This is a genomic window from Paenibacillus alkalitolerans (assembly GCF_016482785.1).
Lineage (GTDB): Bacteria > Bacillota > Bacilli > Paenibacillales > YIM-B00363 > Paenibacillus_AE > Paenibacillus_AE alkalitolerans.
The window spans coordinates 133,418-145,033 of sequence record NZ_JAEMXM010000007.1 but is presented as its reverse complement, the minus strand read 5'-3'; the positions used below and the strand labels follow the sequence as shown (position 1 = coordinate 145,033).

Genomic DNA, 11,616 nt, shown 5'->3' with positions numbered 1-11,616 from the left:
CTAAGGTTTCACTATAGTCCGAAGCCGATGAAAACAGAAATACGGAACCGTTATCCCAACGATGAGGAAAATTAATGATTGGGGGTGAGCATGCATGATTGTCGAGCCGTTAAAAATATTCGTCACAGTGGCGGAGCAAAGCAATTTCTCGCGTGCCGCGCAGCTGCTTCATCTGTCCCAGCCCGGCGTCAGCCTGCACATCCGCAATTTGGAGAACGAGCTCGGTGTCCGGCTGCTGCACAGGTCTCCGAAGCAAGTGAAGCTTACGGAAGCCGGGACGGTGCTATACGAGCGGGCGAAACAAATTCTTTCGCTTTACGAGGATGCCAAACAAGAAATTCATCTCTTGCGTGACACGGTAACCGGAACGTTGAACATCGGGGCGAGCTTTACGATCGGGGAATATGTACTGCCGGGGCTTATCGCCGAATTTGCAAATCAATATCCCCAAGTGGACATCCGGGTATCCATCGGGAATACCGAAGAAACCGAACAAGCCGTTCGGGAAAATGCGCTCGATTTCGGATTGGTGGAGGGTGGCGTTTTGCATCCGGATGTGCTAATGGAGCCGTTCATGGAGGACGAGATGGTCGTCATTGCCCCGCCTGACCATCCTTTATCGTCAATGAAAAATGCCGGGGTTGATTCGCTGGATGAACAAGTGTGGGTTTTTCGGGAAAACGGGTCGGGGACCCGGTCCTTCAGCGATCGATTGATCCAAAGCGCCGCTTTGCATATCAAGCGGGCGTATGTGTTTAACAGCAGCCAGGGAGTGAAAGAGGCGGTTGCCGCCGGCTTGGGGATTGCGGTTTTATCAAGATGGGTCGTGCGGAAGGACATAGACAGGGGTGAATTGATCGAGGTCAATCTTAAAGAAACGGATCTTAATCGGGAGTTTTCTATCATTCAAAGAAAAGACAGTGCAGCGACCAAAGCGGCAGGAATGTTTATTCAGAAGCTGCACCTTATAAGTGCCGAATCTTAGTAGAGGTAAGCTGAAGACCATTCCCCAGGCAGCGGCTCATCGGACAAAGACGGAAGGTTGAGCCGCTTCGCCGCTTGCTCCAAATACTCCCCCCGAAAATGTAAAGCGCCCGCAGAATCGGAATCCGCCAAATTCTCGAGCGTTCTCAAGTCCCGCGCATAGGCGGAGGCGTCCCAACGCACCTGGGAGCACAGACGGGCAGCCAACTCAACCGGAAAACCGGTCGACTGCGAAATGATTCTCGCGGCTTTCAACGGACGGTCCCGCACGATCCGATGGGCCCGCAGATGCGCCTTCAAGTATGCCGTAACGACCGATTCGTTCGCTTGAATCCAATCGTCTTGCGCCACGAGTCCGGTCAAATAATCGTCCCTCACTTCGTTCTCCAACAATATGGGTCCCGCACCTTGAAGGCGGGCAAGGCTTACATAAGGCTCCCACATTACGCTTGCCCCTACATGACGGTGCATGATGCTGTTCAAGCTGTCATCCATTTCCTGATGAATAATGCGGATGTGCTTCTTGTCCTTTAGCGATAGCAAGCGTGTTAGCCTGGAGCCTGCACTTGAATTTAATACGGTGGAAACCGTCTGATTGGCGAGACCGGTTGAATCCCGGATGGCGGACCCCTTGGGCACAACGATCGAGATCCCTTGGCCTTGCGGCGTTTTTCCATCGAAGGCGAGCAGAACGGGTTTGAAATTCGGCAGCTTTTGTCCGATTTGGTGACTGACGACAATGGGGTAATCGCCCAAAGAGGCGAGCTGGATCGTCCCTGCGATCATGCCCTCGACCAGCTCCAAGCCGTTTGCGGCATTGCGCCAGCGAATCGCGAACGTCCTCGAAGGCTCGACGGCTGCGAGCTCCTCTTCGAATAAACGGAGTTCTTTGACGATTAAGGCGCTCCACATGTGAGCGGTTCCGCTTTGATAACCGATCGTTATCGATTCGGCAAGCGGTTCGTCTTTTGCTTCGGATGAAGTTGGAGTTTTGACCCGGGAGTGGGAACGAAGCCAAAGCTGCAGGTCTTCTTTATGGAAATAGATTTCCTTTCCGATTTTGACGAATGGCATGCGCTGCTCTTTCCGCCACCGGTCGAGCGTCGACCTGCTAACCTCCAACGTATCCATCACTTCCTGCAAAGTCATCAAGTTTAATCGCTTATCCGACATTTGCATCCCCCCGCGGTCTGGCTTCCTTATTTAAAATATTATGTTGGAATCGTAGTTACGTCAATTAAATGTAATATTGTCTAACATTAAATTACAATTTATTGGCTGTATTCGTCGATTTTCATCATTCATCCTTATTTAGTGTCATAATCTGTTATGAATATTGACGTATAAAAACACCTGGTGCTACAGTGAAGTCAAGAATAATTTCATTAACATTACTTCTGTATAAGGAGGCGGCCGACATGATGAACACGCGCGAATATGAAACGGATGTACTTATCATCGGGGGAGGAACTGCCGGAACGATGGCGGCGATCAAAGCGAAGGAACAAGACCCTGAAGCCGAAGTGCTTGTATTGGACAAAGCGGACATCAGGCGCAGCGGAGCGATCTGCATGGGGATGGACGGCTTGAACAACGCGATTGTGCCGGGCAAGGCGACACCCGAGGAATATACTCAGGAAATTACCGATTCGAATGACGGCATAATTGACCAAAGAGCCGTTTACCGGCAGGCGTCCGAATGCTATGAAATCATCAAGCTGCTTGATTCATGGGGAGTCGATTTTGAAAAGGACGAGAACGGCGATTTTCAAGTCTACAGGGTGCACAGGAAAGGAAGATATGTTCTTCCGATGCCTAAGGCGAGCGACCTGAAACAAATTCTCGCCAAGCAGGTTAAGAAGAGCAGATGCAAAATCGTTAACCGCGTGATGGCGACACGGCTTCTGACTAACGGAGACAGAGTAATCGGCGCTTTGGGCGTGGATGTGATGAACGGAGACTTTATCATCGTCAAAGCGAAAGCCGTCGTCTGTACGACCGGAGCGGCCGGCCGGATGGGAACGACGGATTCGGGATATTTATACAGCACTTACGAGAACCCGACCAACACGGGTGAAGGCTATGTCATGGCTTATCATGCCGGGGCGGAATTGACAGGGATCGAATGCTATCAAATTAACCCGACGATGAAGGATTATAACGGACCGGCTTGCGCTTATGTGGCCGGGCCGTTCGGAGGCTTTACAGCGAATTCGAAAGGGGAACGGGTGACGGGTTGCGACTATTGGAGCGGCGAACTGATTATGAACATGTGGAAGCTGGCCAATAAAGGCCAATGGCCGCTGTACTTGCGGATGAACCATCTGGATCACAGCGTCATCTCGCAAATCGAGGACATTTTGCATCAGAACGAACGTCCGAGCCGCGAACGATTCCATCAAAACAGAGGTCTGGATTACCGCGATCAAATGGTTGAACTGCATTTCTCCGAGGTGGGGCTCTGCAGCGGACACAGCGCCTCGGGCGTGCTGGTCAACCACGAAGCGGAAACGACGTTGAAAGGCTTGTATGCAGCAGGCGATATGGCTTGCGTGCCTCATCAATATTTGCTCGGCGCGCTGACATTCGGCAAAATCGCCGGCATGAATGCGGCTAAGTTCGCCCGGCAACAATCCGATTACGAGCCCGATCCGGCCCAAATCGAAGCGGAACGCGAACGAATCTACGCGCCTCTAAGCAATCCGAACGGCATTCCGCACCAGCAGGTGGAGACGAAAATACGCCGCATCGTAACTCAATATTTGATGCCGCCTAAAATCACAACGAAGATGGAGATCGCTTTGGAGAAAGTCGAGCATTTCCGCAACGTCGATCTAAAGCAGCTTGGGGCGACAGACCCGCACGAGCTGGGCCGGGCGTTGGAGGTGCACAGTATCGTGGATTGCGCGGAAATGATGGCGAAGGCTTCCTTGTTCAGAAAGGAAAGCCGGTGGGGATTTTATCACTATTATCTTGATTACCCGGTGCGGGACGACAAAAATTGGATGAAGCGGGTTATCGTCAAGAAGGACGCTAACGGAGCAATGGCGCTTGGCACGAAAGAGCTGCCCCCCTATATTCTGAGACAGGAGTTGGTCGTCAATGAATAATTTCTCTTCCAATATGATCGGGCAAAGAGTGGAAGCGGGTGTCATTATCGACAAGGACAAATGCATCGGCTGCGATATATGCGTTCAAGTATGCCCGATGGGAATCCTGGCGCTGGATGAAAACAAAAAGGCGTATATGAAATATGACGAATGCTGGTATTGCACGCCCTGTGAGGTGGATTGTCCGGTAGATGCCGTGAAGGTGAACATTCCGTATTTGGTTAGATAAAACAGGAGCTCTTCGACCTTCGGCTTTGAGGTGAAATTGCCGGAGGTTGAAGAGTGAAAGGAGATGCCGGTCATGGCCAAAAAAATGTCTGTTATCGCCATATGCATCCTGCTGCTTTCGGCTTTTGCCGGCTGCTCGGCGGCGGACCCGGCTGCAGGAAGCGAAGGAGACAAATCCGCGCTCACTTCGGACTCATCGGCTGCGGCAAGCGCATCCGGAGCTCCTTCCAAGACGGTCAAAATTACCGTCGGTTATCAAAGTCCAACTGCCCAAACCTGGGGGGCGCTGATCATGAAGCACAACAAGCTGTACGAGAAGCATCTGAAGGAAGCCGAGCCCGATACGGCTTTCGAGGTGCAATGGTTCGACGCTCCGGCCGGTGCGGTATTGAACAACAACATGATCGGCGGGAAAATACAGATGGCCTTTATGGGCGATTTGCCTCTGCTTCTTAACGGCATGAAGGGCTTGACGCAAGACAACTACCGGTCCGTGTTTTTGGCGTTTGACGGCAAAGGAGTGATGGGCGTCAATCAAGCGGTCATCGTCCCGAAGGACAGCGATTTGAAAGATATTAAGGAGTTGGCCGGCCGGACGGTCTCCACGCCGATCGGAAGCAGCGCTCACCGCATGCTTCTGGACGCTTTGAAACAGAACGATCTTACGGATAAAGTGAAAATCGTCGATCAAAGCGTGACGGTGGGCATGCAAAGCGTCGAGCAAAATAAAATTGCCGCACATTCCACCTGGGAGCCTTATCCCAGCCTCATCATGCATAAGGATACCGCTAAGGTGCTGTATGACGGGGCGGAGACAAAAATCGATTATTTGGACGGCGTTGTAGCCAATCTGGACTGGGTTAATGAGAATAAAGCATATACCGTCGCTTTCATCAAAGCGTTGTTCGAAAGCCATGAGTTCATACGGGAAAATCCGGCGGAGGCGGCGGACATTTTCGCGCAGGAGAGCGGATTTCCGCTTGAAGTTTGCATGAAGCTTACAAAGACGATCCGTTTCGATGCCGCAGTCTATGATAGGGATATTGAAACATTGAAAGGGAGCATTGAATTTTTACGCTCGATCGGGAAGGTGGAGAAAGAACTGGACGTTGAAAAGTTCATAGATGTGAGCTATCTGGAGGAAGCGGCCTCTTCGGCCGGAAAACCTTATCTGACGGATGAGCAACGGAAGTCGGACTATATCGACGGGTTGGAGTTTTAATTTATAAATGGACGGAGGAGTCGCTGATGGAATCCGTGGGTGTTACGACAGCTCTGCAGGAGAAAGAAGCTCTTTCGGCAATTGGGCGAAAAACGCCTTATCAAAGGAAACTCTATGAAAACTTTGGGAAATATACGCTGCGTGTAGGGTCGGTGGCCGCATTTTTAGTCTTATGGCATGTTTTGTCCGCAATCAACTTCATGTGGCCATTGCAATTCGGCAACTTGCCTTCTCCGTTAGAGGTTCTTCAGAAGTGGAAAGAAGTCGCCGTCAGCGGACATTATTATGTGGATATGCTGTACAGCTTGTACCGGGTCACGCTGGGGATCGTGCTTGGTTTGATCTTCGGCGTGCTATTAGGTGTTTGGATCGGATTATCGAGTAAGGCGAATGATTCCTTGTTCCCGACGCTTGAAATATTTCGTCCGATTCCGCTGATCGCTTTTTTGCCCGTTACGATGCTTTTGTTTTCAACGATTGAAGGGGGAATTGTATTCATTACGTTTATCGGCGCATTTTTCCCGATACTCATCAGCACCCGCAATGCCGTCAAACGTGTTTCTCCGGTGCTGATCAACGCTTCCAGATGTCTGGGTTGTCCGCCAAGCAAAGCGGTATGGAAGGTGTACCTGCCGGCTGCGGCCCCTGGTATTTTTTCCGCGCTTACCGTCGGTGTTGGAGCGTCCTGGATGGCCGTCATTACGGCCGAGATGATGGCGGGGCAATACGGCGTCGGCTACTATACATGGGAAGCGTATCATCTCATGCAATACGAAGAATCGATCGTCGGCATGTTCACGATCGGTTTATTGGGCTACGTATTTTCGGCTGTCATCAGAGTGATCGAGAAGCTGTTCGTTAAGTGGAAGACCGTATAAGGGGCGGTGACGTGCGATGGAGTTGGAAATCGTAGATGTTTCCAAGCATTATCTAACGGGAGCGGATTCTCAAGTTCAAGCTTTGCAGCTTATCAATGCGACCGTCGAGCAGGGAGAGTTTGTTTGCTTGCTGGGACCTTCAGGCTGCGGCAAAAGCACGCTGCTCCGATTGATCGCGGGTATCGAACAAGCGGACGCAGGCCGGATTTTATGCGGAGGAAAGCCGGTTACACGTCCCGATCCCGACAGGGGCTTTGTATTTCAGGATTTCGGTCTGTTTCCTTGGCGGACTGTTCGTCAAAACATTGCGTTCGGTTTGGAAATGAAAGGAATTTCGAGGAAGGAACGAAAGGAAATAACCGACTATTATTTGAGACTGATGGAGCTATCGCAAGCGGCTGATCTTTATCCGGAGCAAATCTCGGGCGGCATGAAGCAGCGGGTGGCTATCGCCCGCTCGCTCTGCTTGAAACCGGAAGTTTTGCTGATGGATGAACCGTTCGGCGCATTGGATGCCTTAACAAGGCTGAAAATGCAGGAAGAACTTATGAAAATATGGCAGCTGGAGAAAATTACGGTCGTCTTCGTTACGCATGATATAGAGGAGGCGTTGTATTTGTCCGACCGCATCATTATCATGACTGTGCGCCCCGGCCGCATCAAGGAAGTGGTGCCCGTGCCGATCTCCAGGCCGCGCAGCCGGACAGGCGAACAATATTTGCATATTCGAGCGCAGATATTTGCCTCCATGGGACTTGATGCCAATCATACACAGACTGCCATCTAGCTGATGGATTCTAGTGTAATTCGGGAGGTGGACTTTTATGATAACGAAACAGGCCGTTCTTGACGCTTTGCGCCACTTGGAGGAGCCGGGATCGAAACGACGCATGACGGAGTCGAATCTCGTAAGAGACATAGTGATTAAAGAAAAGGGAGTTTATATGTCGATGTCGGTATCGAGCCGCAACGATTCTGAAACGGGCCGGCTAAAAGAAGAGACCGAGCGAGCTTTGCGAGGTATCGGAATCGACAGTGTACATATCCGGTTCAGATCGATGACCGAGCGCGAAAGATCCGGACCTGTCTCAAGTGCAGCTCGGAACGAGCCTCCCGAGATTGCTGTCGGCAAAGATACAATATTCATTTCCGTCGCAAGCGGGAAGGGTGGCGTCGGCAAATCGACCGTTACGGCGAATTTAGCCAGAGCTTTGGCGGCGAAAGGAAAGAAGGTCGGGCTGCTTGATGCCGACATTTACGGCTACAGCATACCGGCGATTATGGGGATACGGGAGCGTTCCGAATTGGATGGGAATATGGTCGTTCCGATTGAAGCTTTCGAGGTGAAACTAGTGTCGATGGGCTTCTTCAGCGAAGATAACGCTCCGGTCATCTGGCGCGGACCGCAGTTGGGCAAGATGCTGCGCACTTTCTTTACGCTGGTGAAATGGGGAGAATTGGATTATATGCTGATCGATTTGCCACCGGGGACAGGCGACATTCCGTTGGACTTGCATTCCATTATTCCGCTCAGCAAGGAGATTATCGTCACGACGCCGCACGCCAACGCGGTTCACGTTGCGGCGAGAGCGGGAGAGCTGGCCAGGAAAACGAAGCATGACATCGTGGGGATCATTGAGAATATGTCCTACATGGCGGTCGGCGGCGAGAAAATACCTATTTTCGGCACCGGCGGCGGGGAGCGCTTGGCCATGGAGTTGAATGCAAGGCTGTTGGCCAAAATTCCTCTCGAAGCTCCTTACGAAGAAAGGCCGGATTTATATGTGGAGGGAACTTCTCTGTTTCGTGAAACGAGCCAAGCAGGGCGGCTGTTTGCGAAGATCGCGGGAGAGTTGATTGGTTGTTTGCGAACGCTTGATCGCATTCCTGCTTTGTGATATAATGAGAGAAACATTGTGGCGAAGCACGCCCCGTAAGCCTTAACCGGCTGCGGGGCTTTTTTGCGTTCGCGAAGGAGGAGCATGGTATGCGGTTTGGCGGGTATCATCCTAAGTTGGCGGCATTTATGGGGCAATGCGAACGAAAGATTTCGGAGGAATGCGGACGGGATTGGCCGTATTTGACGCCTGAAGAAGTATGGTTTCTGGAGGAAATATGGGGGCGCGTTTCACATTATGACTTTACGCACCTTGAGGCGGGGTTTCCATTGGAAGGTTACACGCCCCGGGATTATTGCACCTACTTTGTGTATCATCGCGCCCGTAAAACCAAGCGCCCTATCGTCTTTGAAGTGCTTGATTACAGAAGCTGTAACTTGCAGCTCTCCGCCGCGGAGTATTCCGAGCTGTTGGAACGGAAAGAGAGATTGGAGGGTGAAGGATTCATCGTAGTGAGGATCGTGAAGACGGATTCGAGATATGAAACCAACGATGCGCGGGACTTGGTACTAAGAGCGCTCAGCCGGAGCGAGATATGATATAATCGGTTTTAATCGGGGAGGGAACGGGATATGGTTGAGTTGAAGTCCATGTTGCAGGCGATTCTTGAAAAACAGCAAATGACTAATGCGAAACTCGATGCGTTGACGGAGCGGGTAAGCGGATTAGAGTCCGGGATGGATCGGCTGCAATCGAGGATCGATAAACTTGAGTCCAGAATGGATAAGCTCGAATTCAGCATGGACCGGTTGGAAGCGGCGGGTCGGAGCGTTAAAGAGCGAACTTTCCGATTTCAAAGAGGAAACGCGCCGCAATTTCAACAGTTTCCAGCGCACGCTGAGAGCATTCGAAACCGATTTGGATGTGACGATGGACCGTGTCAATTACTTGAGCGAGAGATCTTAAATGAAAGAGCTGCACCCAAATTCACTTGGGGCAGCCCTTTTTTGCATATTCTCGGTATTGCCGCTAAAGAGTAGTTCCAACGAAACTGTTGTAGATCAAGCACCTTTAGGATATATTCCTCCCGCGCCTTCGCTTGGGCTGCGTCCTCTATCAAAACAAAATACATATTTTTCATAGATCGTTCCGATGGATAGACCTGCCAGCACCCTCAAACTTCCTGACGTATCCAGGTGTCGGAATGGCCGAGCACGGATAGGGTCAAAAATTGACCCTACGTGCATTAATAAGGTCAGTTTTTGAGCTTACAGGCCAGGTTCCGGGATGACCGGGCATGGATAGGGTCAAAAATTGACCCTACGTGCATTAATAAGTTCAGTTTTTGAGCTTACAGGCCAGGTTCCGGGATGACCGGGCATGGATAGGGTCAAAAATTGACCCTACGTGCATTAATAAGTTCAGTTTTTGAGCTTACAGGCCAGGTTCCGGGATGACCGGGCATGGATAGGGTGAAAAATTGACTCTATTTCCATTAATAAGGTCAGTTTTAGAGCTTAAGGACAGAAGGTGGCACGCCGAGGACATGGTCGCGAAGATACGCCGGCTCGTGGAACGCTGTTCACAGCAGCATCGCGACAGTTCCATTCAACTTACTTAACCTTCAGCAGCTCGCGCTTGCGGGCCAACAGGCTCCGGAACTCTGCGTCCAGTTTCACCGGGTCGTCGTCCGGGCGCGGCATGGACAATCTGCCGATTGTCTCGGCAAGCGCCCGTTCGACCTGAAGCAGCTCCATTTCCGCTTCTTCGTCCGGTGGCCCCGAAACTTTTGAAGATCCCGAAGCCCCTGAAGCGCCGGCAGCCTGCATATCCGCCCCGGCAGGCGCAAAGCTCCACCGTCCGTCCGACAACGTCAGGACGTGTGTCGCCACATTCTTGACGAATGCTTCGTCGTGCGCGGCAAACAGGATGATGCCCGGATACTGGACCAACGCTTGTTCCAAGCTTTCCCTCGCAAAGATGTCCAAATAGTTGGTCGGTTCATCAAGCAGTAGCGTGTTATACTCTCCAAGGAACAGCTTGGCGAGAGCGGTTTTGATTCGTTCTCCTCCGCTCAGATCGCCGACGCGCTTGTGGACCTCCTCGCGTTTAAACAGTGTGCGGGCGAGAACGGTGCGCACATGCATTTCGTTGTAGTTCGTCGTGGACATTACGTTCTGAAGCACCGTCTTCTCCTCATCCAGCAGCGATAAGTCTTGACGGAAATAACCGATTCGGCAAGCCGGAGAGTACGCGATTCCGTCGGCGCGGGCGTCGATGGCGCGCAGCAGCGTCGTCTTTCCCGAGCCGTTCGGGCCGACCAGCGCGATTCGCATGCCCGGCTTAACCGGAAGATTCAGTTCGCGGAACAACAGTTTCTCCCCGAATGCCGCCGTCAAGTTCTCCACCCGGAGCACATGCTTGCTTCTGCACGGCTCGTGAGCCGTCACATCGAAGAGAGGCGCTTCGGCAGCCCGCGGCTTTTCCCTTTCCTCAAGCTGATTCAGCCGCTGCTCGAGGATTCCGGCTGTACGGTCAAGTCTGGCTTTAGCGGAATTCCGTTTCATTTTGCCCAAGCGCGCTTCCTTATCGCTCATTCGCGAAGGCTTCTTTTTCACCGATTTGGATTTGTTCTTCGCTTCGACAATGGCGGATTCCAGCCGCGCTTTCTCTTTCGCGTATTGCTCGTATTCGAATTGCTCGCGGGCTTTCCGGGCTTGCTTTTCCATTTTGTAATCGGAGTAGTTGCCGCCGAATACGGAGAGCCTGCCTTCATCGAGCTCGATGATGGAAGTGCAAACCGCGTCAAGAAGCATCCGTTCGTGCGATACAATAATTACAGCGCCGTCGAAGGAGGCGAACGCGTCGAATAGAAGCTTCGTTCCTTCTTGGTCAAGGTGGCTCGTCGGTTCGTCCGCGATCAGCAGCTCGGCGCCGCTGCTCAACAGCAGCGCGATGCGGCGCCTGGTGCGCTCGCCGCCGCTGCCGTGCGAAGCCGCCGCCTCTTCATCGGGAGCGCGCCACCGCTTCACGGCTTCCGCCGCTGACGATTCATCCGTCTCCGCACCACTGACACCGCAAACTTGCTCCCAATCTCCGCGGCTTCCGGCCGGCTGCATCATTTCCGCGACGGTGCACGATCTTTCAATTCTTCCGGCATCCGGCTCGAGGCGTCCGGCCAGCAGCGCAAGCAGCGTCGATTTTCCCGCCCCGTTTCTGCCGATGATGCCGATCCTGTCGCCTTTATCGACGGTGAACCGCCCTTCCTGTTTGAACAGCAAGCGGTCCCCCACATACTTCTCCACATTCTCAATATATAAAAATGGCACAAAAAAACCTCCCCAGGCCGAAAATCG

Annotated in this window: 11 protein-coding genes; 9 read left to right on the top strand and 2 right to left on the bottom strand. The window is 52.2% G+C overall.

What is annotated here, in order from left to right:
* Window positions 1–94 precede the first annotated feature (94 nt).
* Window positions 95–985, top strand: a complete 891-nt coding sequence (locus JET16_RS13685; RefSeq protein WP_199616693.1) for a selenium metabolism-associated LysR family transcriptional regulator — start codon at window positions 95–97, stop codon at window positions 983–985.
* Here the strand turns inward: JET16_RS13685 and JET16_RS13680 are convergent.
* Entirely contained in the window at window positions 982–2,157 is a 1,176-nt protein-coding gene (locus JET16_RS13680) for a helix-turn-helix domain-containing protein (protein ID WP_233531546.1), read from the bottom strand. The two genes, JET16_RS13685 and JET16_RS13680, sit on opposite strands and share 4 nt — an antisense overlap.
* 245 nt (window positions 2,158–2,402) lie before the next feature.
* Between JET16_RS13680 and JET16_RS13675 the strand changes: the two genes are divergently transcribed.
* From JET16_RS13675 to JET16_RS13640, 8 genes are all read left to right on the top strand, one after another.
* Window positions 2,403–4,094, top strand: a complete 1,692-nt coding sequence (locus tag JET16_RS13675; RefSeq protein ID WP_233531544.1) for a fumarate reductase/succinate dehydrogenase flavoprotein subunit — start codon at window positions 2,403–2,405, stop codon at window positions 4,092–4,094.
* Window positions 4,087–4,323 (top strand): 4Fe-4S dicluster domain-containing protein, encoded by a 237-nt coding sequence (locus tag JET16_RS13670; RefSeq protein ID WP_199616689.1) that lies wholly within the window; start codon window positions 4,087–4,089, stop codon window positions 4,321–4,323. Before JET16_RS13675 ends, JET16_RS13670 begins: the two co-directional genes overlap by 8 nt.
* A 72-nt stretch (window positions 4,324–4,395) precedes the next feature.
* Window positions 4,396–5,544 (top strand): ABC transporter substrate-binding protein, encoded by a 1,149-nt coding sequence (locus JET16_RS13665; RefSeq protein WP_233531543.1) that lies wholly within the window; start codon window positions 4,396–4,398, stop codon window positions 5,542–5,544.
* Between the two features lie 26 nt (window positions 5,545–5,570).
* Entirely contained in the window at window positions 5,571–6,422 is an 852-nt protein-coding gene (locus JET16_RS13660) for an ABC transporter permease (protein ID WP_199616687.1), read from the top strand.
* A gap of 16 nt (window positions 6,423–6,438) precedes the next feature.
* Window positions 6,439–7,209 carry an ABC transporter ATP-binding protein gene (locus JET16_RS13655; RefSeq protein ID WP_199616685.1) on the top strand — a complete coding sequence of 257 codons (771 nt, stop codon included), beginning with the start codon at window positions 6,439–6,441 and terminating at the stop codon, window positions 7,207–7,209.
* Between the two features lie 37 nt (window positions 7,210–7,246).
* Window positions 7,247–8,320 carry an Mrp/NBP35 family ATP-binding protein gene (locus JET16_RS13650; protein WP_199616683.1) on the top strand — a complete coding sequence of 358 codons (1,074 nt, stop codon included), beginning with the start codon at window positions 7,247–7,249 and terminating at the stop codon, window positions 8,318–8,320.
* A gap of 89 nt (window positions 8,321–8,409) precedes the next feature.
* On the top strand, window positions 8,410–8,859 hold the full coding sequence (locus JET16_RS13645) for a hypothetical protein (protein WP_199616682.1): 450 nt from the start codon (window positions 8,410–8,412) through the stop codon (window positions 8,857–8,859).
* 33 nt (window positions 8,860–8,892) lie between these two features.
* Complete coding sequence (locus tag JET16_RS13640) at window positions 8,893–9,300, top strand: hypothetical protein (protein WP_199616681.1); 408 nt, start codon at window positions 8,893–8,895, stop codon at window positions 9,298–9,300.
* Window positions 9,301–9,873: 573 nt separating this feature from the next.
* Here JET16_RS13640 and abc-f read toward each other — a convergent pair.
* Entirely contained in the window at window positions 9,874–11,589 is a 1,716-nt protein-coding gene (gene abc-f, locus JET16_RS13635; protein WP_199616680.1) for a ribosomal protection-like ABC-F family protein, read from the bottom strand.
* Between the last annotated feature and the right edge of the window lie 27 nt (window positions 11,590–11,616).